Genomic DNA, 26,218 nt, shown 5'->3' with positions numbered 1-26,218 from the left:
CGTAGAGGATAAAAACATCGTTTATCTCCCCTTTGTATTAGTTATCGTCAAAGATCGAATTTTACTTTAGATGTTTTTTCAAATTTTTAGATAAAAAAGAGAATAAATAAAAAAACCACTAAACTTCATAGTGTTAGGGCTATGGATTGAAAGCACAAATATGTGTGTAGGCGGGCTTTATAACAATTAAGTGGCTGAGATATAAAAAAGCTGGCCTTGAAAAGACCAGCTTTAAACGCACGTGAACTAGAGCACTACCTCCTGGCTTCACGCTAATTACGATTAACCTAGAAGCTGTAATGCAGCCTGTGGACGCTGGTTAGCCTGTGATAATACAGTAGTACTTGCCTGCTGAATGATCTGGTTACGGGTTAGGTTAGCTGTTTCAGTCGCGAAATCGGTATCCTTAATCTGTGAACGTGCAGCCGATACGTTTTCAGAGATATTGCTTAGGTTACGGATAGTTGACTGGAAGCGGTTCTGTAAAGCACCTAGATCGGCACGTAAGCTACCAATTGCAGAGATAGCGCTATCTACACTATCAAGAATTGATGATGCTGCACTCGCTGTAAGTACGTTACCACTGATACCAAGCCCTGTAGGGCCAAAACCTGAAACACCCGCAGCCGTAAGCGTAGGTGAAGACAAGTTAACTGAAATTGTCTGACCTGAGTTCGCACCGACTAGGAACGAAGCAGAGAACGCACCAGAAAGAATACTTACACCGGCAAATTCAGTTGTTGTAGCAATACGTGAAATTTCTGTACGTAATGCAGACACTTCTTTTTGTAGCGCTGCACGGTCAGCAGAGCTGTTGATACCGTTTTGTGATTGGATTGCTAGAGTACGAATACGTTGAAGTGCTGTAGTTGTTTCAGATAACGCACCTTCAGCAGTCTGCGACAGTGAAATAGCATCGTTAGCGTTACGTACAGCTTGGTTTAGACCTTCAATTTGTGAAGTCATACGGTCAGTGATCTGTAGACCCGCGGCATCATCAGCAGCGCTGTTGATACGGAAGCCTGAAGATAGACGCTCAAAAGACGTGCTCAAAGAATTGCTTACATCAAAAAGCTGACGCTGGGCATTCAATGAGGATACATTGGTATTAACGAACATAGACATAAAGTCTCTCCTACACTCTCAGTCCAGCGTGCGCTGGCTGTCGGAATTTCCGACGTTTTGTTTTAGTAGTCATCAAGACCTGAGGGGTAATTGATGAACTGGCTCTCTCAGAAACTGTATCGACAACATGCAAATTCTCTTTAGAAAAAATTACGATATTTGCCGATTAGCGGTAATATATTGCCGCTATAAGAGCTAGAATCCTTCACTAAACATCAGATTTTTAAAGGAGATTTCAATTGAATAAAAAACTCAAATTAATTGAAATTTGTCGTATCTCACCGCCCGCTATACATGCAGCCTTTACTGATTTGATGGAAAACCCCTACGACAAAAGTAGTAATTCATTGTTGTGTTGTTATCGCCAGGCAACTAATCATGTGAGCAAAGATGGGGTAATAGTTATCCTCACTGTTTGCGAAAAAACATCTCAGGTTCTCAGTAAGGTAATGATCAATGAGCCCGGTACAGATTTAAGAGATCCTAAACTAATGTTTGACGGGCATAGGGTAATATTAACGGCCTTTGCAAAGACTATTGATGAAAATGATCAAGCCCACACAAAAATGCTCAGCCTTTTCACTACCACTGGAAAATCTTGGTCCAGTAAACATTGGTTTGGGGATGATGGATGGTGGATATGGAGGCCACAATGGATAAACAATAAAGCGTTCGGTTTTGCTTATCATCGTCCAGCTGATCACATTTCGCTGTATGAAGGCGACCCAACACGAGCCATGCGCATTCACAAATCAAACGTTTTTGGACTAGCTAAAAACAACAAAGGTTTTCCAAATGAAAGTGCACTTCTGTTTAACTCTGAGGGGCACGCCGCTGTTTTTGTGAGACGTGACTCTGATACATTTTCTGCTCACTTTGGCACTTCCAAACCACCTTATACAAAGTGGAACTGGTGTGATTTAGGTATCTATATTGGTGGACCTTGTGCCGTAGCCTTAAGCGAAACCACATTTTTGGTCGCTGGTCGACACGTAGATTGGGAAAATCGGAAGTTTTCAACGCGAATTTGGCATTTCGATGCAAAAAGCAAACAGCTTACCGAAGTACTAACATTGCCTAGCAGCGGTGATACGAGTTACCCAGGAATAGTATTAAAAGATGACGTCCTTTATATGTCTTATTACTCGAGTCACATCGACAATGAGGCCAGAGTTTACCTGGCCAAGATCAAAGGTGTTGAGTCGCTATTTTAGCGTCTGTTAAATGTAGTTAAACAAAGATAAGTTAGATACTTGAGGAAACGTCGTAAGCGCAGCATTTAGTGCAGTTTCTTGTTTTGCGAATTCAGTAGACGCTTCAGCATAGTCAACGTCTTGGATAGAAGAGCGTTGCGCTTTGGCTGCAATTTCCATATCCAAGTTACTTTCGTAAGTACTTTCAGCAATGTTTAGGCGACTACCTATAGAGGCCCGCTCAAGCGATATTTTCTCTAACCCGTTATCTAAACCGACCAACGCATCGGCAATAGCGTCTTGTAATGCGCCATGATTAATGGTGCTATCCGATAGCAGTGTTTGCACTTCGTGAATGGTTTGCGCCATGCTCTTTTTCTCTGGCTGATCGAGAGAAAAATCAATGCTCGTACCCGGAGCTGCTACGGCATCAAACTGCATTCCTTTTATTGTGAACGGTTCCCCAGACGTGTAGCCCACTGTGTCAATAACTGCACCACTGTTTTGATTAACGAGCTGTGCCTGACCTGTGCCCAAAAAGTCTATGCGAAAATCGTTGTTAGAACTATTCACCGCGTCATAATTGTTATTGAAAAACGTATCAAATGTCCCCTGCTCTGAAATAGTGGCACCGTCTAACGATCCCACCGTACTACCGGTAACCGAGAAATTAAAACGAGATAATACATTTTCAAAAACTTCATAACCGTTACTGGTTGATTGAATTTTCGAACTGTTTGAAAGTTGGATAAAATTAACACCAGCATCTCCAGAGAAAGAGATGGCGTTACCCCCAGACGCGGGGTTGTAAGTAAACGCCTGGTTTCCAGACTGAAAGCCCGCATACAAATAATTTCCGTCTGCATCTTGGGTATTCATCAAGTCGAACACCTCAAGCTTTATTTGCTCTAACTCTGAACCAATAGCACGTTTGTCAGGATCGTCTAAAATCCCATTTCCAGCTTGAACGATAAGCGTTCTCGCACGATTTATTGAGTTGGTAATGTTTGTCAGCACAGCCTCTTGCTGTTCAAGCGACCCCGTTACCAAATCATTATTGCGTTGAAACTGAGTAAGCTCATCGATTTCTTCGGTTAAGCGCAGTACTTTCGCTGCTCCAACAGGGTCATCGCTGGGCGTGATTATGCGTTTACCTGAAGCTAGCTGTTCTTGGGTTTTCGCCAAGTCGCCCTGATTTTGCATAATCGAGCGCATGTTTTGATCATAAATTTGATTCGTTGATATACGCATAGCTCACCTACCTTGCTGATTGCAAAATGGTATTAAATAATTCTTGGGCCGTAGATAAAATACGTGCTGCAGCCGCATAGCTCTGCTGGTATTTTATCAAGTTAGCAGCTTCTTCATCTAAGCTAACGCCCGACACAGACTCAAACCAGTTTTGCGATTGAACTTTCATCGCTTCAGCCGAAGCCAATGAGACACTAGCCATTGATGCATCTTCACCAATACGCCCTACCATAGACGCATAGGCATCTTGAAACGTTCTTGGAGTATTGGTTGCTTCACTACTCACCTGAACTTTATTTTCATTCTGAAGAGCAGCTAAATTAAGCGCATTGCTGTTATCGTTGAACCCATCTGTATTATAGCCGATTGAAAAGCTATCACCTGCTTTTGGCACACCATCTAAGCTCAGATCAAAACCTGGATCAGGACTTATTCCCGCTTGAGTGATAAGATTCGTTAAATCAGTTGTACCCGTTACAGTAGCTAAAACCGTCCCGCTTCCATCTAACACTTCATAGGTATCTGCAGCTGTAAAGCTAATTTGAGCTGGTGCTGAATTTAAAAGGCCACCCGCACCATCAAAAGCAGAGGTTCCCACTTCCGTATTTGAAACAGTTACATCTATTACGTTAGCGCTGCCTAAGTTTGTACTGTCAGCCCCAGCTCGTACCGGATTGGCGAAAGCTAAATCCTCTGGGCGATTTGTATCTAAACTTATATTTGAAGCCACATCCTTTGTTGGCTGAATCAAAAACTCGTTACCCACGGTGTAGGGATCGCTACCTGCAAAGTCTACTTCGATGCCCCCAGGTAGCTCATTAAAGCCTGACGTAACAGCAAAGTTTGAAAAGATAATATCATTGCCTGAACCGTCTTTTTTAGGCGTGCCGTCTGGATTTAGAAATGTGATTTCTATTTCACTGGGTACACCAGCGGCAACGGCCGTCACTTCAATTTTGTAATCAGCGTCGGTTAATTCAGCGCCCTTACCTTCTGTAACCTGTGCTGTAACTACATAATCGCCATTGGTATCTTCATAGGCTAGCCCTCTAAAAGAAGGAATGTCGAAAATGTTACCACCTATTTGCCCGTCTAAGTCCATACCCAGTTTATTCTGCGTATTCATAGCATCCGCAAAAGCGACGGAGAGCTGACCTACGTCGCGCATTGTTGGTCCTAAAACTTCATTGCGATACCTAAACAAGCCTCCTAAAGCCCCGCCTAAGTCTTCTTCGACGACACGTATCGAAGCATCGTTTTTAGTTTGCGAGCCAAAATTAGTTTCTAGTTTGATCTCTTTGGTTGTTAGATCAGCGTTAGAACTTAACTCAAAAAGGTTAAATGCACCGTTTTCAAGTACGAGTGACTCGCCGGAAGTTAGGTTGATAGTAACAGCGCCGTTTTGAGTGGTGCTCTCTTTTACAGTAATTCCCATTATTGAGGCAAGCTCGTCTATCGCCTGATCTCGTTCGTTAAGAAGAGCACTGGGCTGGTCACTCGTATTGTTGCCATTTGCAATAACGATATTGCGATTTAAATCACCAATATTGCCTATTAGGGTATTCGCTCTGTTAACCATTGAAGTGAACTCTAAATTGAGCTCTTCTTCTTTTTCTAGCATGTAGTCCGACAAGGTTCTCATTCGGTTATAGAGGGATTCAGATTTACTAAGTACCTGTTCACGAGATGCAAGGTTTGTTGGATCATCAGCGGCGGTTTGCAATGCAGAAAAGTATTCACTTAACCCCTGAGAAATAGAGTTGGCTTCGCTGGCCAGAAGATTATCAATTGCCGTAGTTTTACTAGAAAAGGCTTCGAGTTCACCTACCGATGTAATATCACGACGCAGTTGGTTTTGTGCAAATACGTTGATAACGCGCTCAGTATTACCAATCTCCACGCCAAATACTTGGCTGTTTTGAAGTTCGGTGCGCTCGCGGACATAACCAGGTGTATTCACATTAGCAATATTGTTACTTGTAGTTTGAAGTAACTTGTTGCTAGCGTTTACGCCACTTGTGGCTAATGAATATAAATCAACAGAACTCACTGTATTCTCCTCACCTATAGCACCTAGACTATGGCATTAGCGCACTAAGACGTTCGCTGTTGTAAACGGCCATTATCTTGCTGGCATATTCAGGGTCAGTAGCGTAACCCGCGTCTTGAAGCGCACTTGTGTAACGCGCAGCATCTGAAGCATTTTCCACAGCATGGCTATAGCGAGGCTGTGAGGTAATAAAGCGCCCGTAGTCTTCCATTGCCTCTTCTACCGATGAATAGGATCTAAATGCAGCTTTTTGTTTCTGTGGCAGCCCACCGTTGAATTCCAGTGTGTCGACTACGGCCTGGTCGCCCTGCCATCCTTTGTTCGCTTTGATACCAAACAAATTGTGTGAACTACTTCCGTCAGCTTTATGGATAACGAATTTTCCCCAGCCTGTTTCTACCGCAGCCTGAGAAATGATTGCTTTCGGATCCATGCCGTATTTTGCCGCTACTTTCTCAGCAATAGGCATAAGGCTCTCAACAAAGTCTTCGGGACTTTTGAACATGGCATCTTTTTGCGCCGACTGGCTTTTGATCGAATTAGAGGAAAGTGCTAAATCTTGTGCCTCAGCAACCTTGTACTCACGGTTTCTATTTAACGATGAAATATCACCGTCACTTCTTATGACACTCGCTGGCGTATAGCCATCTTCGGTCTGACCCAGCTGTTTCACAATGACATCAGCTAACCCCAGGCCTCCGCCTGATGTTAAATCTGTAGCCAGCTGTTGGTCGTGCATGTCACGGTAAAACTTCACTTGTTGAGAATTGAACGGACTATTTTCATCGGCAAGGGCATCTTGTGCTTTACGCATAGACTTCAACATCATTTGCACAAATATTGCCTCAAACTGCTGAGCAGCTTCTTGCAATACCGTTTCATCGCCTGACGCAATGGCTTCACGCATTTTGTTAATGCTGCCCATATCATGGACATTACGTGCCATATCAAGCTGATTTTTTGTGCTTAGTGCTTCCATCGTATTTGTTCCGCTCTAACCTTTTGTGTTCCTATCAGATACTCTTAAAATCTACTCGCTTACTTTAGATAATCACAAGCTCACCGCGTAAAGCGCCCGCTTGACGCAGCGCCTCTAAGATTGCCATTAAGTCACCCGGAGCAGCGCCCACTTCATTAACCGCACGCACAAGTTGATCAAGCGTAACCCCTGGCTCAAACTTGAACATTCTGCTATCAGCCAAGTCCACATCAACAATTGACTGCGTTGTTACCACGGTCTCACCGTCAGCAAATGCATTAGGTTGAGCAACCTGCTGGTTTTCAGAAATCGTTACCGTTAAACCGCCGTGGGTAATTGCCGCGGGCAATAAGCGAACATCGCTGCCTATTACGATAGTTCCGGTTCGGCTATTTATCACAACGCGTGCTGGTGCATCTGCTGGCGTGAATTCAAAGTTTTCCAGAGTAGCCAAGAAGCCGACTCGCTGGCCAACATCACGTGGAGCAGTAACTCGGACCGATGCAGCGTCAATGGGTTTTGCAATGATGTAGCCATTTTCAGGCTGCGCACCTAAGCGTTCGTTAATAGTGTCTGCAAGAGCTTTTGCAGTTGAAAAGTCTGGGTAATGAAGATTAAGGGTCAGCGTGTCGCCATTGGCAAAACCGCTAGGAACCGATTGTTCAACCATGGCGCCGTTCGGAATTCTGCCAACAGTAGGTGTATTCACAACAATGCGAGAACCGTCTCCCCCCTGCGCACCGAACCCACTAACCACTAAGCTTCCTTGCGCAACTGCGTAAACTTTGCCATCGACCCCACGAAGAAACGTTTGAAGAAGTGTTCCACCTTGAAGGCTTGATGCTTCACCTACTGACGAAACCGTGATATCAATCGTCTGACCCGGCTTGGCAAAAGCTGGTAATTCAGCATGCACAGCCACCGCTGCAACATTTTTGATTTTAGGCTTAGTGTTGGCATCTAAACTAATACCAAAATTACTCAGCATAGTTCTAAAGCTCTGCTCGGTGAATGGGCTTTGCTCTCCTGTACCAGGTAAACCAACAACAAGACCATACCCCACTAATTGGTTACTACGAACGCCCTGTATGCTCGCTAAATCTTTAATGCGCTGCGCCGCTGCTTGTGAAGATAAAAGCAGTGCAAATACGGCTAATACGACTGAAAATAAACGCATGTCCACTCTCCTACCAAAGCCTAAAGAGGCCACCAAGTTGAATCAAAGAACTTAGTTAACCAGCCCTTTTCTTGTGCTCTTGCAAAAGTACCCGTGCCTGAATATTGAATGCGAGCATTGGCTACCTTCGTAGACACTATCTCATTCTCAGGACTGATATCTGCAGGGCGAATAATGCCAGTTAGACGGATATACTCATCACCGTGGTTCAACGTTAGCCACTTCTCACCGCGAATAACTAAATTATTGTTTGGCAATACGTCTACAACAGTTACCGAAATAGCACCGTCTAGGCTGTTACTCTGGTTTGCTTCTGCATCACCGGTGAAATCACGGGACGAGCCGATACCTAATTGAATAGATTGACCGCCAATATTCACAGCCTGACCGCCAAGACCCGTAATCGTATCTAGGTTTACATTGGTATCTTTGGCTGTAGAAGTATCTGCAGATTTACTCGCAGAAGTGCTTTCGTTAAGGGTAACCGTAATGATGTCGCCAACTCGCCTAGCGGTAACATCTGAGTACAAACTGTTTGCCATGTGTGAACGAAACAAAGACCCATCTTCCACTACCGTTTCACGCGGGTAATCTGGCACTACTGGTGCAAACGAGGGGTCGTTTGCCTGTACAGGTGGTTCAGTTGTACTGGCGCAACCGCCTAGTAGCAGTAGAGCAGCAGATAAACCTAAAATACGCATGGCGCTACCTATTAAAGTTGCTGGATAACTTGACCAAGCATTTGGTCAACCGACGAAATGACTTTCGAGTTCATTTCGTACAAGCGCTGGCTTTCGATAAGGTTCACCAACTCTTCAGTTACGTTTACATTTGACGTTTCAAGGGTACCCTGAGAGATGTAACCTAACCCTTGAAGTCCAGGTATACCTTGAATAGGCGCACCGCTTGACGCTGTCTCTACAAAAAGGTTCTGTCCCGTAGGTTGAAGTCCCGTCGGATTCACAAAATCTGAAATATTTAACTGACCCAATACCTGAGGCTCTGCTTGTCCTCGGATACTCACGCTTATTTCACCATCCTGTGAGATAGTGATTTGCTGAGCATCTTCAGGAACTGCAATTTCAGGCTGAAGCAAGAAACCAGCACCAGAGGTAACGATTTGCCCTTGGTCGTTAAGTGAAAACTGACCATTCCGTGAATAAGCGATAGTGCCGTCGGGCTGCAAAATTTCAAAGTAGCCACGGCCTTGAATTGACATATCCAACGCATTTTCAGTGGTGAGCAAGTTACCCTGCGTATGTGCTTTTTGCGTAGCGACCACTTTTGAACCTGAACCAAGCATTAGTCCAGATGGTAGTTCGGTGTCAGCAGAGGAACGACCGCCTGGCTGGTTAATATTCTGATAAAGCAAATCTTCAAATACTGCGCGGTCTTTTTTAAAACCTACGGTTGATGCGTTTGCTAGGTTGTTAGACACCACTGCCACATCGGTTTGTGCGGCGTCTAGTCCGGTTTTACTAATCCATAGTGCTGGATGCATGTTAACCTCCGACGTTGCTCAAAGGGCAACGGTGTTTAAAATTCGTTTACAGTATGCGCAACAAAGAATTGCCACGGGTATCAAGCTCTTCCGCTTGTTTCATCACTTTTACTTGGAGCTCGTAGTGACGTTGAAGACTTATCATGTCTACCATCTCTTCAACAGCATTTACGTTAGAACCTTCAAGCATGCCAGACGCCACTTTTACGTTAGCGTTAGCGGGCGCAATTGAGCCATCTTCCATTCTAAATAAGCCGTCGGTGCCTCGCTCCATATCAGCGTAGTTTGGAGAAACTAGCTTGAGACGTCCTACTTCCTCGATAACATTGGCTGGGGCTCCCAGCTGCCTCATGGACAAGGTGCCATCAGCGGCAATGTTAAGATTGTCCAAAGGTACTGGAAGAAAAATAGGGCCGTTATCGCCTAGCACCACACGGTCGTGAATGTCTGTCAAAATTCCGTCATCGCCTAGTTTGAAGTTGCCATCACGGGAATAAGCTTCTTGACCATTTTGATCTCGCACCGCAAACCAACCATCCCCTTGAATGGCCACATCTAAATCTCGATCCGTTTTAATCATTGGACCCGACTCATAATTGTTAGACGGGCTTTCAGTCATAGAAAACACGCGGGTTGGCAAACCTTCGCCGTAAGCCGGCATCGATCTCGCTTGCTCTAATTGAGCTCTAAACCCGGTTGTCTGCGCGTTGGCTAAGTTGTTGGCTCTAACCCCAGTTCCTAATAGGTCTTGGGATGCGCCACTTGCTGCAATGTAGAGAAGTTTGTCCATGACTGACTTTTGACTCTGATTAAACCTTAAGCAAGATTTTGCAAAGGCGATGCCAATCTGTGGATTTTTAACCCAAGTAGAAAATATGAAAGGTATTAAATTGATATTTAAAGGAAAATAAAAGAGCCGCTGTTGTGCGGCTCTTGTAAATATCGGCAATAATGGCGGTCTTAAACGCCAACGTATTGCCGCTTTTATATTCTAACAAACGGCGCTTTACCTAAACTATCGAATGTTCAGAATAGTCTGGTTCAGTGAGTTGTTAACTTCGAGCGCTCTTGAGTTAGCCTGGAAGTTACGCTGAGCAATGATCATGTCGATTAGCTCAGTGGTCAGGTTAACGTTGGCTTGTTCAAGGGCCGATGAATTAATCTCACCGAAAGTACCGGTTGTTGCTTCACCTGCTAGCGCCTCACCTGAAAGAATACTCTCTTTCCACTGCGTGCTGCTTTCTTGCGTTAGGCCCTGCTCATTAGAGAAACGAACGAGCGCAACACGAACAATAGGCTCAGAGGTTCCGTTAGAGAAGGTAGCGCGCACTAAGCCATCAGGACCGATATCGATACCTGTTAGTCGGCCTACTGGCAGACCATCTTGTTCTAGTGAGGTTACTTCAAAGGCTGAAGCAAACTGAGTCGGTTCATTAGGTGTGGCGCTATTTACATCAAGATTAAAATCTATGCTTATCTGCTGCGTAGGATCCGAACCATTTGCAAGAATACCCGCACCTAGCGCTTCAGTTTGCATTTTAAAATCTAGTGTTGGTAAGCCATCTGGCGTTTCCATACCAGAAAAATCACCACCCTGAGAGAAAATAAGTTTAGATGCGGTTACGGCATTACCTGTATTACCGCCCACCGAGTTAACTGCTGTAGTAGGGTCGGTATCGGCACCTGTCGAGTCAGTCATGTCAACTAGGGTATCGTCTATCGCGGTAGCAACATACCATTCATTATCTACGCCTACTGTATTATCCTTGATAAAGTAATAAGTCATTACATGACTGTCACCTAATGAATCATATACAGTAACTGACGTCGCCGCGTTGTACGTTAACGGATCTTCTGGGTCAAAATCTTGCGGATCTAACGCAGCATCGCCGGCCGGTAGATTCATGCGAATATCGACTTCTGAAGTTTGCGCGGGTGAACCTGATGAATCAGGAATACGCACTGGCTCAGTGGTACTTAGCGCAACCGATGCGCTTGTACCATCAGAGTTTACTGGGAAACCCAGAAGGTTGTCGCCGTTACTGTTAACCACAAAGTTATCACTATCTAACTTAAACTGACCGGCACGAGTGAACGAGAAGTCACGAGAAGTGATTTCAGGTACGGTAGCAAAAAAGCCGTTACCCGTAATAGCAAGGTCAAGCGATGTATTCGTAAACTGAAGGCTACCTTGAGAAAATTGCTGTGCAACTTCTTGGGTAAGAACACCGTCACCTACTTTCGTTTTACCACCTGACAGCAATGATGCCGCATAAACGTCGCCAAATTCAGCTCGTGATTCTTTAAAGCCAACTGTATTAACGTTTGCGATGTTGTTGGCGGTTACATCCAAATCTTTTTGTGCGGCCGATACGCCACTCAGTGCAATATTAAAAGACATTATTGATTCTCCTACTAACTGCCGATTTGGATGACGTCATCAAGATTGATACTGACATCACCATCCAAATTCAAAATTACGCCCTGACCGCTGCCGGCCAAGCTGACACTTCCAACATGACGATTGACGGCAGTATTCAGCTGAACACCTTCACCGTTTAGTTCGCCGGTAGCGCTGATAACATATTCACCAGGTTCCATCTGGTTGCCGTGTTTATCTTTGCCATCCCATTCAAACTCAATGTTGCCCGCACTTTGTGTACCTGCATCAATGGTTTTGATTACTTCTCCAAACTGGTTCTCAATGTTTATCGTCATGTTTTGAACCGTTTTCTCGTTTACAATAACGCCTGAAAGGCCTTCCCCCTCATTCGCCATGTAACCGACATTGCCTTGAACTAACACGTTTTGACCGATGAGACTCGATGCCTGTAGAGCTTGGTTCGATGTCATTGAGGCCGCAAACGATTCGAATTTCTCGTTAAGCTGGGAGATGCCGTCTGCCATCGTAAACGACGTCATCTGCGCCACCATCTGATCGTTATCAACCGGTGCCGTAGGATCTTGATTAGCAAGCTGTTCAGTTAACATTGAAAAGAAGTCTTCCTGGGTTAACTGCTGCTCGGTACCATCGGCGACTTTTACAGTTTCTTCCTGCCAGTACAGGTCGGTATTTAGGCCGGTGTTGTTTATGGTGTTCACTGATTAATCCTCACATTATTCAAGCGGCAAGTTACTGCCCCTGACCTAACTGCAGTACGCGGCGGAAGATTCGTTTGGTGGTGTCCGCTACCTGTACGTTTGTTTCATACGCTTTAGACGCTGACATCATATTCGCCATTTCTTCTACAATGTTGACGTTAGGTTTATAGATATAGCCTTCTTCGTCTGCCATTGGGTTATTAGGTGCATACTCCACCTGAAGTGGAGCATCACTCTCTACTATCCCTTTAACTTGAACACCTGCGCCCTTCGAGTGATCCCGCATAGCGTCTTGTAATGCTGTTGCGAAAACAGGGTGACGAGCTCGGTAGGTTTCGTCATAGCTGCTGCTTACCGAGTTTGCATTAGCAATATTACTCGCCGTGGTATTAAGACGGACATTTTCTGCCTCCATACCCGTACTCGAAATTTGCATTACGTTAAATAAACTCATGACTATTGACCTCCTGAGCTAAGTGCTTTTTTCATGCCTTTAATTTTCCCATTCAAAAATTCAAGGCTTGCTTGGTAGCGCAATCCATTGTCTAAAAATCTGTTTCTTTCCGCTTGGACTTCTACCGTATTACCGTCGCCAGTATCAGGTTGAGTAGGTACGCGGTACTGCATGTCAAAATTTGCCGCAACAGACGAAGGATTGCCGCCTAAATGGCGCTCATTTGTCCGCACTAACCCTGATGAAGCATGACTTGTTGCGCCACTAGATGCTTCACTCATTGCAGACTGCATGGCTTTGTTAAAATCAATATCCCTGGCTTTGTAACCAGGCGTATTTGCGTTAGCTAGATTCCCCGAAATAACCTCCATACGCTCTGTGCGTATTTTAAGTGCTGACTCGTGAAAGCCCACCAGCTTATCTAGGTTAATAGCCATAACATGACCTCTGACATACTTTAAAAACGTTTCGTGTAGACAAGCTAAACGGAAATTTAAGCGTTAAACTTTTGCCGTTTTACTGTCGTTTGTTTAAATAGTTAGCAAGGCAGATGCCACAATGGGATTTTGACGGAAGGTATAGAGGTCAGTAGATCGGCTTGAGTTTTAAAAAACTTTATTTATCAAGCCGATAAGTTAGATCATTTTTTTTGGTAGTAAAGACCAGGGTGGCACTTCACCATGCTGTAGATATCACTGGCAGCACTTATAGACTCTGATGCGCCAAGAAATAGAACGCCGTTAGGCTGCAGTTGTCCGGCAATTTGTTGCAGGATCCGCTGTTTCACTTCTGCCGAAAAATAAATTAATACGTTGCGGCAGAAAACGATGTCAAACCGACCAAGCGCGGCATAGCTCGTAAGCAGGTTCAAACTTCTGAAGCTTACCATGCGGCGAACCTCAGGCTTCACTTGCATAAGCCCTTTTTCATTTTGTTGGAAAAAAGCTTGTCTTCGCTGCGGAGATAAGCCTCTGGCAAGAGAGAGCTCGTCATAAATGCCAGATTCACATTTTTGCAGCATTTCTGATGATAAATCGGTTGCCACAATCTCAACGCCCGCTCTCAACGCGCCTGGACGTTGACGTTGGTACTCAAGCACAGACATTGCGATGGAATAAGGCTCTTGCCCCGACGAGCAAGCAGCACTCCAAATGCGAACCTTCTGATTTTTAGTAGATAAGGATGGCAATAGGTCCTTTAAAAGAAGATCAAAGGGATAATTATCGCGAAACCATAAGGTTTCGTTGGTTGTCATTGCGTCGATAACACTTTGTAACAAGGTGCGATCAAAACCACGAACAACAACATCAATCAGTTCATCTGCAGATTCGTACTTATGTTTAAAAAGCAATGAAGCCAAACGGCTGCGGACGAGGTATTGTTTATTCTCGCCCAAAACTATGCCGCATTGCTTTTCAAGAAACTCTCTGAACTTTTGGTAGCTCGCGGGCGAAACGTCTTTATTAGCCAATCCTTTCCTGCTCCGTTATTCGCACTCGGTCATTAGCCACTTCTGTACAGCAGTTGCTAATTCGTCTGGGTGAAACTTCGCTATAAAGTCGTCCGCTCCAACTTTTTGTACCATTGCTTGGTTAAACACCCCGCTTAATGACGTGTGCAGAACAACGTGAAGTTTTTGAAGCTCCGGTGTATTTTTAATTTCTGCAGTCAAGGTATAGCCATCCATTTCGGGCATTTCAATATCAGAAACTAGCACACCAACGCGGTTAGTTACGTCGCCATACTCTTCAGCGATTTGTTTAAGACGATTAAGCGCTTCAAGACCATTTTTAGCAAGCTCGATTTCAAGGCCTAATGACGTAAGCGCTTTTTTCACCTGATTCCTCGCTACCGCCGAGTCATCCGCTATAAAGATAATTTTGTTTTCTTGCCCCTCTGTCGTTAGCCCCTCGGCAACGTCAGCACTAACTTCAGCGTTTAGCGGGGAGATCTCATTGAGAATTTTTTCTACATCGAGTATTTCAATGAGTTCGTTTTCTACTTCAGTAACCGCCGTAAGATAACTGGCCCGCCCTGTGCCCTGTGGCGGCGGCATGATGGCATCCCAGTTGGTATTGATAATGCGCTCAACAGCGCCAACCAAGAACCCTTGAACCGAACGGTTGTATTCGGCAATAACGATAAACGCATTAGAGAGGTCTTCAATTTTACGACCACGTGTAGCCATACTTAGGTCAATCACCGAAATAGTTTGGCCACGAATGTGTGCTACCCCACGAACCAATGGGTTTAATTTTGGCATAGCCGTAAGCGGAGGACACTGCAACACTTCTCTTACTTTAAATACATTAATCCCAAACCGCTGACGGCCGTTCAGTCTAAACAGCAACAACTCTAAGCGGTTCTGCCCAACAAGCTGCGTTCGCTGGTTTACCGAATCTAAAATACCCGACATAGGTCACCTCTAAGTAATACTGGGCATGATCATTGCCTCTTATGATAAGAGTAGACAATATCACTAAATTTTTGCAGGTCAAACGACAGAAAAATGACACTTAAGGTTTGTTTAAGCGTTACTAACCTTTCAATACTGCCAGTTAAATCTTGTCATGTTGAAGCGTGTGCTTTTACACCTTGAACTAAGCATTGTTGTTAAACCCGCTGTTTACAAACATAGATTTCACTAAGCATAGTCAATTAATCGCAAACTGAAACACGAAATGTCATGATGAAAAAGATAAACGAAAAAATGCGTACTGAATTCACTCGCTCGTTCACCCGTTTAGTAGTCGGTTTGCTAATCGGCTTACTAAGTAAACATTGCTATGCAGCGGCGTCCAATCATGAACAAGTTGAAGAAGGTGCCAAGCAGTACTTGATAAATCAACTTAACGATAATGCGCAGGATACTAACATTGATGTGGATATTGTGAAGATAGACGATCGGATAAATATCCCAGACTGTCCAACCGGTTTCCAATATAATGCGTCACAGGAAGCGCTGAACCAATCTTACATATCTGTTCGAGTAAGCTGTAAAAATAATGAGTGGTATTTGTTTACCAGCGGCCAAGTAACGAGAACGAAAGAAATTGTAGTTACGCAGGGCGCAATTAGCCCTGGAACTGTATTAACCTCATCAAATTTAACGAAGGCAAAAGTAGACGTGAGACGTCTACGCTACACGGCATTCACCGATCTAGAGTCGTTAATTGGCGCTAGAATGAAACGCCGGGTTACCGATGGTCAAGCGATACAGTCGAATATGCTATGCTTTGTATGCAAAGGCGATAGAATTACTATTACCGCGGAGGTTGCGGGAATGGAAGTTAAGACAGCTGGAATAGCGCAACAAGATGGTGTGGTTGGCGATAACATAAAAGTCTTAAATGCCAGTAGTCAGAAGGCCATTATTGCTAAAGTCGCAAGCCCTGAAGAAGTCGTGATACACTTGTAAAAGTGGGCTATAAATATCTACTATTTTGTTCTCAATTTAGCTAAAGATATTTGCCAAAAGGCCGATATATATACCAGAGGCAAAAAGTAGTGAGGACTGATTATGGCAATTAATAATATAAACAATGGGTTACCTAAAACACCCGTTGATAACGGGAAAGTTGCGCAGCAGAACCAGACGCAACAATCTCAACAGCAGACTTCAGCACAGTCTGCGCAAACAGCACAAGCGCCAAGACAAGATTCCGTTTCGCTGACTCAATCTGCACAGCAGTTGAATCAAGTTCAGAAAAAAGGGACTGAGGCGCCAGTGAATCAGGAAAAAGTTGATCGTCTTAAAAAAGCGATCCAAAGTGGTGAGTACAAGGTTAACCCTGAAGTTCTTGCTAATAAAATCGCGAAACTAGAATCCCAAATATTTGGAACTAAATAATTTGGTGCTAAATAATTTGGTGCTAAATAGTTTGGTGTTACAAAATCAGCGACAATTTATCAAACACGTTCAATGAGACAAGTATAGTGACAGAACAAGCAAGCCAGTTAACACAAGCATTATCTCGTCAAGTGGAGCAAATGACTTCACTTGCGTCGCTGCTTGAAAAAGAGCTGCAGCTTATTAGCTCGCGTGACGCTGAATCTTTGATGAATTTGTTAGACGAAAAAACAGCCCTTCTGGGTTCTATTCAATCGCTGGATGCAAGCATTGAAGATGCTATCGACAACGAAAATGCGATGTCGGAAGACGATGAAGCATTAATGGCTGACGCCAAGAAGCTTCTGGAAGATTGCAAATATCGAACACAGGTTAATCAAAAAGCCGTAGAGCAAGGACAGCTACGCCTCACACATTTGCGGAATTTGATGATGGAAGTTCGAGCAAAAGAATCACTCACTTATGACAAGAAAGGTAAGCCGAAAGGCGGAACTTTAGGCTCTGGAGTGAGTGCTTAGGCTTTTAAATAGTTTCGTATCGCCGCAGTGCATTAACCACACAATGCATTGCCCCCGCAGTACATTCACCGCGCAGTGCATTGACTACATAGACAGCTAAGTTCACTTTATTATCACGTATTTTCTAGCATCCCACTGCAAAGTAATTAGCGCGAATCGCCTTTAACTTACTTCCTAGTAATACTTTACATCTTTCACTCGGCGCGGCTTAGCCGTCGACAAATAAATATCGTAGACTTGCTGCATATCTAAAGAAAGCTCCGTAACGTAGGTATCCTCACCCACGGGATAAGTCTTAACAACCTCGGCGCCTCTAATTACTCCCTCAACAGATGCGCGTAACGTTTCACTGTCAACAACAAGGCGTGATACAGACTGACTACCTTCTATTTTTTGACCGTATACCTGTTCGGTCAACTCGCGGTATGCATCTAATTTTGACGCTTTCATCGCCATTATTAGCTTCATACTGTCAGACTCGCCTTTTTGCGATGAAATCGGCGCGTAACCAACCGCCTTTAAAACAGGGTAAGTTTCAGGCTCAACGGTTTCCCATTCGACGTGTTTATCAATAATGCCACAACCACTCAAAGAGATTGCCAGGCCAAACATGGAAGACCGCAAAAGTAATCTCGAATTTTTTAGTCCATTCAACCACATAATTTAAAACCTCTTTGTGCATCAATAACGAGTTAGTGACGTCTAAACATTTACCTTTATAACCTTTATAGGCTAATAACATTTCAACAAAGCGTTATGAATAACATCAGATTCCATAACGACAGTTTGCAGTCATATACCCTAGTACAAAGCAAGTAAGCAATATGTGCGCCCGTTTGCTTTTAAAAATAGCTTCCTCCTTTAATTGGCACTTTTTTCGCATAGTTCTAGCAAAGGTTACGACATTATTTAACCGTAATAACTAAACAACCGCAGAGGTGTCACGTGCGACAAGCAAGCAAAACAACGCTAATGGCATGTTTAAGCAGAGCGATGGCCGCTGTTTGCCTACTTGGACTAATGGCTGGGCAAGCCCATGCCGTTTGGTATGAAGCCACAGGGCAGGCTGTGGTAATGAACGGTAACAAGGAAGCAGCAAAACGCGCAGCGACACAGGATGCGCTCAAACAAGCGATGTTATTTGCTGGGGCTTCAGTGCAAAGTGTAGCCAAACTCACTAATGGGCTTCTGAAAAACGAAGAAATGACGATCCGTTCGACAGGCGAAGTCGAGCAATTAGAGCTCGTGAGCGAAACTTATAACGGTGATGTAGTCACAGTTAGTGTACGTGCAGACATTTTTCCTAGAGGAGAAGTATGCTCAGCGCAGCGGGACGAAAAACACTTTGCCACTACTCACTTTAGGATAAGAAACAGAGCACAGCTGACCCAAGGAAATATTCCGCAATTTGATAAGGCGTTTACACAGCGATTAGCTAAAGCAATGCAAGAACAGACAGATAATCTGAGCCTTACTTACGTTGCTCCCCATACTGCAAAGTTTGATAGCCGTTATACCGACAAAAACGTACGTACGCTATCAGATCAAAGTAACACGCAATTTGTCATTATTGGGGTTATTGATGATTTAAGTGTTGCGCAAAAAGAAGTATCTGTATTTGCACCTTGGCGAAGCGACACTTCATATCGTGCGTTCGCAATGTCTGTACAAGTTTATGACGGGATAAACGGCGGTCTTCTGTTCAGTTCCTCTTACGATACTAATGAGGAATGGACGTTCGATAGGTTTGAAGACGTTGACGAATTTTCGTCAACTTTTTGGCAATCACGCTACGGCCAAGCAATTGATACATCAATCAGTCAATTAATAGAAGATATTAAAGAAGCAACAGCCTGCCAACCTGTTACGGGGCGGGTGATTAGCATTGCGAACAATAAAATTTCGGTATCTCTAGGACGAGATAATGGCATATCTGAAAAAGATGAACTATACCTTTATCAGGCCAAAGAGGTGGTCGATAATCGCGGTAGAAGGTATCTTCAATATACGCTCTACCCCGGTACATTTATTGTTGATAGTGCATATGGCAATTCGTCTGTGGTAGTCAACGCTACGTCGGGAATTACTGCGAATATTCAGGAAAATGATTTTGTAGTTAAGAAGTAAATTAGCTTTCACTTTATCAAATGTAAGTCACTGGCGTTGGGGGAACAGGGTTGGAATATCAACACACCCGTGTTATACCTATAACTACGTATAGTATCTAATACTTAAACTTTAGATAGAGACAAGTACTCTCTCTTATACTTTAGTATGACCTACATTATAAAAATATGACCCTTTCTCTGTTTGCGTCGCACTGCTTAGCATTAGTAGCCTTGCTACTGGCTGGACAACAACTGAGGGATCGCTATGTCATCGAGTTTCCAAAGCTCGAACAGGAAGTTAAAAATAATTTTGGAGCTGACAAAGCATTACATGTCAGTGCGCTAGAAACTAAACTTCACGACCTTGAAAATAAGGCTGTTAAAGAGCAGCTTATCGGTGTAAACGCTTTCTTTGACGAGCACATCCAGTACGCTACCGACGATATCGTATTCAAACAAAAAGACTATTGGGCCACGCCTTCTGAACTTTTTGGACATTCTCGCGGAGATTGTGAGGATTATGCCATTGCAAAATACGTAGCTCTGCTACACTTAGGTATCGATAGTTCTAAACTTCGCCTAATTTATGTAAAAGCGAAAATTGGTAGAAGCCGAGTAACGCAAGCACATATGGTACTAGGATACTATGATTCCCCTTCATCGGATCCTTTGGTGCTCGACAGCTTAGTGTCTAATGTGTTGCCAGGCTCTCAGCGGACGGATTTAATTCCTGTTTTCAGTTTTAATGATTCGGGTATTTGGCAGCCGGGTAAAACTGCACAAGTTTCTTCGTCCACCAGCAGGCTATCAAGGTGGCGTGATGTTATTGAGCGCATGAAACAGGAGGGGATTAGCAGAAGGTCTTAGGAGTCTATGTCAATAACAAGAGAATTATGGCTCGCCATAGCAGTTGTTGTCCTTGTTGCAATTGCAGGTAGTGTCACAATTCATGGAATAACTACCAAACACTATGTAGAAGAGCAGCTTTATTCAAAAAACCTAGACAACGCGAGCATGCTTGCCCTAACACTTAGTGGGCTGGATAAAGACCCTGTTTCATTAGATCTCTTCATAATGTCACAATTCGACATTGGTCACTACGCCTCTATTGTACTTCAAAAATCTGACGGTGAAATTGTCTCTGAATATACTCATGAAGTGCAGTTGGACGAAAATACCCCAAAGTGGTTTTCAGATAACTTTTCTCCTATTGTGAAACCAGGTATTGCCCAAGTAAGCGAGGGTTGGGGTCAATATGGTACGGTTTATGTCGAAACAGATACCAGCTTTGCCGTTGCATCAATGTGGCGCGCCACTAAACGACTTATTTTTGGTTTATCACTGGTCGGCATATTTTCAGGCTTTTTAGGGGGCTGGGCACTGCGCTATATTATCAGGCCTTTAGACAGTGTTGTGCGCCAAGCTGAATCATTTCAGCAAATGCAATTTATCCGGCTAAAAGAGCCTCGTACATTAGAACTTAAGCGTGTAGTGCGCGCTATGAACTTTCTTGCTACTAACTCTAGAAAGATCATGGATGAAGAAAATACACGCCTTGATCTTATGCGCTACAAAACGCAGTTTGATGACGAGTCTGGCGTTGCTAACAGAGATTACTTCATTTCAATCTTGAAAGGGCAGCTAGCTTTTAGAGACACCGAAGGGGTGAACTGCCTTTTCTTTGTGAGGTTCACTGAAGGCGAAGGCTTTTTACGCTCACCTGCGAATATCAGAAAAAAACGTATACGCGATTTTGTTGAGGAAATTAACGACTGCCTTTCACTACATCATCATCAGTTTACTGACAGCCGTATAGCTAGAATGCAAAAAAACGAGTTTGCTATTTTACTTACTGAAACCCATGATGCTGTTGCTATTTCAGAAGCAGTCCATGGCGCGTGTTTAAGCGCGTTTAGCGACGTAGGTGATCCGAAGGTATTTCAGTCTGTTGTTAAACTTCGCCCAGACGATAGCTTCTCTGCTTTATTAATGCGCGCAGATGCGATGATTGATGAAGCAGAAATGTTAGATATGGATGAACCCTTTATCGAATCGACCCTTAAAGAATTTATTAGCTTGGTAGAGCAAAAACGCTGGGAAAAAGAGTTACAAAATACTATTGACGAATGTGGTGTAGAAACCTTTAACTTCCCGGTTTTAGATATTGACCGCAATTTGGTTCACTATCAGAGTTGGGCGGGCGTTACGATAGATGGTGAACTAAGAAAAAGTGGTTATTATACCCATTGGGCGCGCTATCTCGGGCTTCTACCCCAATTAGAGCTAACAACGGTTACTAGCCTGATCAACTATATTAATAACACTAAAACAAACTCAAAATTTGCATTTCTCTGTTCTGAGCAGTTTATGCTGAATCCAGAAATTCTTGCTCAACTTTATTATCAAATTGGAACCAACGAAAAAGCGGCTAAGCAATTGTGTCTTGAGGTGCGAGAATCTACCGCTACACGCTTCCCTGATGAATTTAGAGATTTTTGCACAACGTTAAAAGCCAAAGATTGCGAAGTAGGCTTGAAACGAGTTGGAGAATCCTTCTCGCAACTGTTAAACGTTCAGGAAATGGGATTAGATTATGTAAAAATCGATTCGGCGTTTATGGCAGATATCGATTTCAATCCTGCCAATCACGCCTTCATACGTGGGTTCTGCTCTCTTGCGCATACTTTTGGTATAAAAGTTTATGCAGACGGGGTTAAGCGCTCAGATCACCAAGAGCTATTTATTGAATTAGGGATAGATGGTGTGGTTTCACATATTGAAGTTATAGAGCATCTTTTAGATGACTAAACTCACCTATACGAAGCAATAAGCTTATCCTGTCTTTCGCTTCAAACTTGTGAAGGAGCGTACCAACATATTCTTTAACGGTACGCTCGGTAATACCGTGTTCTCGTGCTATCTCCTTGTTGCTTAACCCTTCCAAAATACCGTTTAAAACATCTTTTTCTCGGTTGGTTAGCTCTCGCAGCACAGGTAGATTCCGCTTCGTCTGCAAATTAGCAGCGGCATTTGATGTAGTCACTGTTAATAACTCGTTGGGCAACCACATACCCCCAGCTTCTATAACCCGAGCTACAGAAGACAGTAAAGACTGTGTCCCTAGCGCATGGCAATATGCTCTAGCACCTAACATTAATGCTGTTTGCATCTCTAGTCGGTCATATTTGTACGTAAGCAAAACAAGGTTATCGGCTTTCTGTTTTGCCTCAATCAGTAACTGACGCCAGCTTTTATCACTTGCCATAATCCATACGCAGTCACTACTATCGCACTTTAATTCATTGACACTACTATAACTAGACCAAGAGTATTGAGTAAGTGCCCCTTGTAAGTCTTTTTCTGCGATAAAATGTCTCATTAACGCTCCCTCAGCGCAGAGGCTGTCACATTAAATAAGGGCGATAAAATGTAATTAAGAACGGTTTTCTTACCCGTTAAAATATCTACTTGCACAATCATACCGGGCAAAATATCTAAGGATTCATTTGCAATGCTTCGCTTTGTTTCAAGTCTGACAAGGTAATAGGTTTCATCTTTTTCATTGGTAATGGCATCTGCACTAATGTGCTGTACTTCCGCCGACATGCCACCATAAATAGTAAAATCGTATGCACTAAATTTCAGGATAGCCGGCTGCCCTTCTCGAATAAAAGCGATGTCTTTCGGAGAAACTTTCGCCTCAACAATGAGCTGGTCGTCTTGAGGTACTAGCTCGACAACGGCGCTACCAGGTGTAATAACGCCGCCAACCGTGTTGATGAGTAGCCGTTGAACCGTTCCATTGATAGGCGAACGCAAGTCAGCTTGCGACACAACATCTTCTAAACTCGTTTGAGACTGCTGTAACGTCGCCATTTCGGCTGTAGCCTCGGTCAACTCTTGATTCCATCGATTGACTAGCTTGAGGCGGGCTTCTTCCTTCTTAATAATTTCTTCTTCAATAGCATTTAACCCACGCTCTATTGCCACTTTAGATTTGGTGATATTGCCTTCAAGTTCGACAATTTGACGCTCTAATCGAAGAATTTCGATTTCCGACACAGCTCCAGATGCTAACAATGGTTTAGTCACCGCCAGCTCTTTTTTAGAAAGCGTCAGCACGTTTTGATATTGGGATAGATTAGCTCGCTCTTCTTCAACATCTTGTCGGCGTTGTAAGATGCGAGAGTCAGAACCCGCCGCGATTTCATCAAGCTCAGCTAAATTTGAGTTATAGAGTTTTCGCTCATTATCAACGATGGTAGGCGCTTCCTCTTGAAGCTCTCTATTAAACCGCAACACCTCGCCCTGGGTAAGCGCAGACAAGCGCTGAACCTTCGCGGCAAGTGCAGCGAATTGCGTGGTATTTTCTTCTAAACTAGATAGAAAACGCGTTGGGTCTACTTTCAACAGCACCTGGCCCGCTTCTACTGTCTGTCCTTCACGTACTAAGATTTCCTGTACTATTCCACCATCGTATGACTGAAGCACCTGCAGTTGCTGTGACGGAATAACTTTCCCATCACCTTTAGCCACTTCATCAATCTCGGCGAAATAAGACCACACCACTAACAAAAACAGTACTATTAATACGACATAGAGCAGGCCACGGGCTTTTACCGGCGTTTGCATAATGCGCGACCATTCCGCTTCTAAAACCCAATCTTGACCTGGGGGCGGCGCAAGCCAGCCTCGCATTAGCCGCTGTAACCAGTCCTTTTTTTCACCATCACTTTTCAAAATCATGGCGCCCTCTTCAATACTTGACTGGGTTGTCTAAACTGCACTAGTACCTCTTCCTTTTTACCATCGGCAATCACTTTTCCGTTTTCTACAACAATGACCCGTTCTACCAAGTCTAGTAATGTGGTTCTGTGCGTATTAATGATGAGAGTTTTACCTGCCGTTGCCGCCTTAATCGTTTCCTTCATCTGCGCTTCATTAGTTGAATCCATGGCTGAAGTTGGTTCATCCATAATGTAAATTGCAGGGTCTCGTACTATGGCCCTTGCCATCGCCACAGCCTGACGCTGCCCACCTGACAGCAAGCAGCCGCGCTCCCCCACATTTTGCTCTATGCCATTCGCACTTCCATTGACTAATTTTGCCAAACCGCATTGGGTAATGACTTCCCAAAACTCAGCCTCATCAATATGTGTATCTTCTGGCAAAATATTGTCTTTTAATGAGCCGTGAAAAAGGCTCACATCTTGCGGTACATAGCCTATTTGTTTACGCAACAGCGTTGGGTCATACTGCTGAAGGTCTATTCCATCCAATAAAAGTTGTCCCGATTCAGGGCGATAAAAAGCCATGAGAAGCTTGTTTAACGTTGACTTTCCGCACCCGTTTTTGCCCAAAATAGCAACGTGCTCTCCTTGCTTGATAGAGAAGTTTATGTCTTTTAACGCGAGAACGGTTTCATCTGGATACTTGAAGCAAAGCTGGTTAGCGTCAATATTCCCTTTTAGCACGACATTGTTTTTAATCTGTTTGTTGCTACCTGTTTCACTTGGCAGAGACATAATGTCATCAAGGGCATTCTTTGCGGTTTCAGCGTGATGGAATTGAGCAAGCAATGCGGCAGCCTGAGAAACCGGCCCCATAGCTCGGCTTGATAGTAAATAAGCGGCTATTAGACCACCTTGTGTAATCACACCCTCAATAATAAGGTAAACGCCAGTGAGGATGATAACCACACCCACCGATTGCTGGATCCAGAGCGCAGCATTATTGACCGACATTGATACTAAGCGAAGTTTTGCGTTGACTTTGGCAAGGAAGATAGTCTGCTTTTCCCACGCACTTTGATTTCTACTTTGGTAACCAAACGCTTTAACGTCTTCCAACGACGTTACGCTTTCAGTTACAAGGGAGCTTTTACGAGAGCTAATTTCCATCGATTCTTCAGAAAGAGAACGCATTACCCGCTGCGCCTTTATCGCATAAAGAAAAAGAGCAGTAGCACCAATGAGTATTGGAATGATCAGATAAAAATCGATCATGGCGATAATGACTACGAACAGTAGCCCAAAGGGTAAATCAACCAGCGCCACTAAAGTGACTGAGCCGAAGAACTGCCGAATACTTTCAAAAGACTGTAGGCTATTTATGAATGAGCCACTTTTAGCAGGCTTGCTCGCTAAATTTATAGACAGCACTTTTTCCATTATTTTCGCCGATAGCGTGACATCTAATCGACTCGCCGCTAACTCTACGAAGTACTGTCTAAGCATGCGCAATAAAAAATCTGCCGCTAGCACAAGTAAAACACCAATAGCTAGTGCCCACATGGTTTCTAGCGCAGCATTTGGCACTACCCTATCGTAAACATTCATCACGAACAGGGGCAATGCGATAGAAAGCAAACTTATAAAAACGGATGCTAAAAGAACATCGCGATACAAACCTTTTGCCGTTCTAATGGATGACCACAACCAATGTCCTACTGATGACTTGTCTATTTGGGCATTGGTTTCTTGTGCATTCATCTCGGGGCGAGCAAAAATGACATACCCTGTATAGCTGGCAATTAGCTCATCTCTTGGTACTTCGACTACAGCGTCATCTAGCTCAGAGTATGAGACTCTGGCATGCGTTTTATCAAGCCCATGTAGTACGCAGGCTTGCTTATCTTTTAACACTAAAACAGCGGGTAATATCGCAGTATTGATATGGTCGAAATCGCGTTTTACTGTTCTACTGGCGAGCCCTGCTCGTTTCGCTGCGCGTTCAAACCCCGTAGGAGACAACTCACCGTGGTCTAAGGGCAGTCCGCTAAGCAGGCTAACTCGAGATACATCCAAATGGTGGGCATGGCAGATTGTTATTAAACAATCCATCAATACGCCACCTTGTTTCTCAAGATATGATATGTCGCTGTCGACCTTTTTTTCCTTCATATAGGTCT

Annotated in this window: 25 protein-coding genes; 7 read left to right on the top strand and 18 right to left on the bottom strand. The window is 43.9% G+C overall.

Going from position 1 to position 26,218, the window contains the following annotated elements; genetic code table 11:
• Nucleotides 1-282: 282 nt before the first annotated feature.
• Nucleotides 283-1,125, bottom strand: coding sequence for a flagellin N-terminal helical domain-containing protein (locus tag IW644_RS00285; protein WP_269915945.1), 843 nt, complete (start codon nucleotides 1,123-1,125; stop codon nucleotides 283-285).
• 239 nt (nucleotides 1,126-1,364) lie between these two features.
• On the opposite strand from IW644_RS00285, the gene IW644_RS00280 reads away from it, so the two are divergent.
• Nucleotides 1,365-2,339: a hypothetical protein gene (locus tag IW644_RS00280; protein WP_269915944.1), complete on the top strand. Its 975-nt coding sequence runs from the start codon at nucleotides 1,365-1,367 to the stop codon at nucleotides 2,337-2,339.
• A gap of 6 nt (nucleotides 2,340-2,345) precedes the next feature.
• Here IW644_RS00280 and flgL read toward each other — a convergent pair whose 3' ends face one another.
• From flgL to IW644_RS00215, 13 genes are all read right to left on the bottom strand, one after another.
• On the bottom strand, nucleotides 2,346-3,569 hold the full coding sequence (gene flgL / locus IW644_RS00275) for a flagellar hook-associated protein FlgL (protein ID WP_269915943.1): 1,224 nt from the start codon (nucleotides 3,567-3,569) through the stop codon (nucleotides 2,346-2,348).
• A 7-nt stretch (nucleotides 3,570-3,576) separates the two neighbouring features.
• Nucleotides 3,577-5,619: a flagellar hook-associated protein FlgK gene (flgK, locus tag IW644_RS00270; RefSeq protein WP_269915942.1), complete on the bottom strand. Its 2,043-nt coding sequence runs from the start codon at nucleotides 5,617-5,619 to the stop codon at nucleotides 3,577-3,579.
• A gap of 28 nt (nucleotides 5,620-5,647) precedes the next feature.
• The gene (gene flgJ / locus IW644_RS00265) at nucleotides 5,648-6,598 is read right to left on the bottom strand and encodes a flagellar assembly peptidoglycan hydrolase FlgJ (protein WP_269915941.1); all 951 of its coding nucleotides are present in this window, start codon (nucleotides 6,596-6,598) and stop codon (nucleotides 5,648-5,650) included.
• Nucleotides 6,599-6,662: 64 nt separating this feature from the next.
• Nucleotides 6,663-7,775, bottom strand: a complete 1,113-nt coding sequence (locus tag IW644_RS00260) for a flagellar basal body P-ring protein FlgI (protein WP_179982632.1) — start codon at nucleotides 7,773-7,775, stop codon at nucleotides 6,663-6,665.
• Nucleotides 7,776-7,795: 20 nt separating this feature from the next.
• A complete protein-coding gene (flgH, locus tag IW644_RS00255; protein ID WP_179982631.1) occupies nucleotides 7,796-8,476 on the bottom strand; it encodes a flagellar basal body L-ring protein FlgH in 681 nt (226 codons plus the stop codon).
• 11 nt (nucleotides 8,477-8,487) lie between these two features.
• Nucleotides 8,488-9,276 (bottom strand): flagellar basal-body rod protein FlgG, encoded by a 789-nt coding sequence (gene flgG / locus IW644_RS00250; protein ID WP_269915940.1) that lies wholly within the window; start codon nucleotides 9,274-9,276, stop codon nucleotides 8,488-8,490.
• A gap of 46 nt (nucleotides 9,277-9,322) precedes the next feature.
• Nucleotides 9,323-10,066 carry a flagellar basal body rod protein FlgF gene (locus IW644_RS00245; protein WP_269915939.1) on the bottom strand — a complete coding sequence of 248 codons (744 nt, stop codon included), beginning with the start codon at nucleotides 10,064-10,066 and terminating at the stop codon, nucleotides 9,323-9,325.
• A 225-nt stretch (nucleotides 10,067-10,291) separates the two neighbouring features.
• Nucleotides 10,292-11,677, bottom strand: a complete 1,386-nt coding sequence (gene flgE, locus IW644_RS00240; RefSeq protein WP_179982629.1) for a flagellar hook protein FlgE — start codon at nucleotides 11,675-11,677, stop codon at nucleotides 10,292-10,294.
• Nucleotides 11,678-11,691: 14 nt separating this feature from the next.
• Nucleotides 11,692-12,378, bottom strand: a complete 687-nt coding sequence (flgD, locus tag IW644_RS00235) for a flagellar hook assembly protein FlgD (RefSeq protein ID WP_179982628.1) — start codon at nucleotides 12,376-12,378, stop codon at nucleotides 11,692-11,694.
• Nucleotides 12,379-12,409: 31 nt separating this feature from the next.
• Nucleotides 12,410-12,832: a flagellar basal body rod protein FlgC gene (gene flgC, locus IW644_RS00230; protein WP_179982627.1), complete on the bottom strand. Its 423-nt coding sequence runs from the start codon at nucleotides 12,830-12,832 to the stop codon at nucleotides 12,410-12,412.
• 2 nt (nucleotides 12,833-12,834) lie between these two features.
• Entirely contained in the window at nucleotides 12,835-13,269 is a 435-nt protein-coding gene (flgB, locus tag IW644_RS00225) for a flagellar basal body rod protein FlgB (RefSeq protein WP_269915938.1), read from the bottom strand.
• Nucleotides 13,270-13,472: 203 nt separating this feature from the next.
• Complete coding sequence (locus IW644_RS00220) at nucleotides 13,473-14,303, bottom strand: CheR family methyltransferase (RefSeq protein ID WP_179982625.1); 831 nt, start codon at nucleotides 14,301-14,303, stop codon at nucleotides 13,473-13,475.
• A 15-nt stretch (nucleotides 14,304-14,318) separates the two neighbouring features.
• A complete protein-coding gene (locus tag IW644_RS00215; RefSeq protein ID WP_179982624.1) occupies nucleotides 14,319-15,248 on the bottom strand; it encodes a chemotaxis protein CheV in 930 nt (309 codons plus the stop codon).
• Nucleotides 15,249-15,518: 270 nt separating this feature from the next.
• Here IW644_RS00215 and flgA point away from each other — a divergent pair, with 270 nt between their 5' ends.
• From flgA to flgN, 3 genes are all read left to right on the top strand, one after another.
• Nucleotides 15,519-16,250 (top strand): flagellar basal body P-ring formation chaperone FlgA, encoded by a 732-nt coding sequence (flgA, locus tag IW644_RS00210; RefSeq protein WP_269915937.1) that lies wholly within the window; start codon nucleotides 15,519-15,521, stop codon nucleotides 16,248-16,250.
• Nucleotides 16,251-16,352: 102 nt separating this feature from the next.
• The gene (gene flgM, locus IW644_RS00205; protein ID WP_269915936.1) at nucleotides 16,353-16,682 is read left to right on the top strand and encodes a flagellar biosynthesis anti-sigma factor FlgM; all 330 of its coding nucleotides are present in this window, start codon (nucleotides 16,353-16,355) and stop codon (nucleotides 16,680-16,682) included.
• An 86-nt stretch (nucleotides 16,683-16,768) separates the two neighbouring features.
• The gene (gene flgN / locus IW644_RS00200) at nucleotides 16,769-17,200 is read left to right on the top strand and encodes a flagellar export chaperone FlgN (protein WP_269915935.1); all 432 of its coding nucleotides are present in this window, start codon (nucleotides 16,769-16,771) and stop codon (nucleotides 17,198-17,200) included.
• Between the two features lie 174 nt (nucleotides 17,201-17,374).
• Here flgN and IW644_RS00195 read toward each other — a convergent pair whose 3' ends face one another.
• Nucleotides 17,375-17,812, bottom strand: a complete 438-nt coding sequence (locus tag IW644_RS00195) for an LPP20 family lipoprotein (protein ID WP_269915934.1) — start codon at nucleotides 17,810-17,812, stop codon at nucleotides 17,375-17,377.
• A 333-nt stretch (nucleotides 17,813-18,145) separates the two neighbouring features.
• Between IW644_RS00195 and IW644_RS00190 the strand changes: the two genes are divergently transcribed.
• The 3 genes from IW644_RS00190 (at nucleotide 18,146) to IW644_RS00180 (ending at nucleotide 22,116) form a co-directional block, all read left to right on the top strand.
• Nucleotides 18,146-19,327, top strand: a complete 1,182-nt coding sequence (locus IW644_RS00190; protein ID WP_269915933.1) for a flagellar assembly protein T N-terminal domain-containing protein — start codon at nucleotides 18,146-18,148, stop codon at nucleotides 19,325-19,327.
• A 167-nt stretch (nucleotides 19,328-19,494) separates the two neighbouring features.
• Complete coding sequence (locus IW644_RS00185; RefSeq protein WP_269915932.1) at nucleotides 19,495-20,175, top strand: transglutaminase-like cysteine peptidase; 681 nt, start codon at nucleotides 19,495-19,497, stop codon at nucleotides 20,173-20,175.
• A 6-nt stretch (nucleotides 20,176-20,181) separates the two neighbouring features.
• Nucleotides 20,182-22,116 carry a bifunctional diguanylate cyclase/phosphodiesterase gene (locus IW644_RS00180; RefSeq protein WP_269915931.1) on the top strand — a complete coding sequence of 645 codons (1,935 nt, stop codon included), beginning with the start codon at nucleotides 20,182-20,184 and terminating at the stop codon, nucleotides 22,114-22,116.
• Here IW644_RS00180 and IW644_RS00175 read toward each other — a convergent pair.
• The 3 genes from IW644_RS00175 to IW644_RS00165 are packed head-to-tail and all read right to left on the bottom strand — an operon-like array spanning nucleotide 22,091 to nucleotide 26,210.
• Complete coding sequence (locus IW644_RS00175) at nucleotides 22,091-22,687, bottom strand: helix-turn-helix transcriptional regulator (protein WP_269915930.1); 597 nt, start codon at nucleotides 22,685-22,687, stop codon at nucleotides 22,091-22,093. The two genes, IW644_RS00180 and IW644_RS00175, sit on opposite strands and share 26 nt — an antisense overlap.
• Nucleotides 22,687-24,054, bottom strand: coding sequence for an HlyD family type I secretion periplasmic adaptor subunit (locus IW644_RS00170; RefSeq protein WP_269915929.1), 1,368 nt, complete (start codon nucleotides 24,052-24,054; stop codon nucleotides 22,687-22,689). Before IW644_RS00170 ends, IW644_RS00175 begins: the two co-directional genes overlap by 1 nt.
• Complete coding sequence (locus IW644_RS00165; RefSeq protein ID WP_269915928.1) at nucleotides 24,051-26,210, bottom strand: type I secretion system permease/ATPase; 2,160 nt, start codon at nucleotides 26,208-26,210, stop codon at nucleotides 24,051-24,053. The genes IW644_RS00170 and IW644_RS00165 overlap by 4 nt, the downstream gene beginning before the upstream one ends.
• Between the last annotated feature and the right edge of the window lie 8 nt (nucleotides 26,211-26,218).

It is taken from the genome of Alteromonas sp. PRIM-21, from assembly GCF_027563165.1.
Classification (GTDB): Bacteria; Pseudomonadota; Gammaproteobacteria; order Enterobacterales; family Alteromonadaceae; genus Alteromonas; species Alteromonas macleodii_A.
The sequence above is the reverse complement of the archived record's forward strand: the minus strand, read 5'-3'. Positions and strand labels throughout refer to the sequence as shown.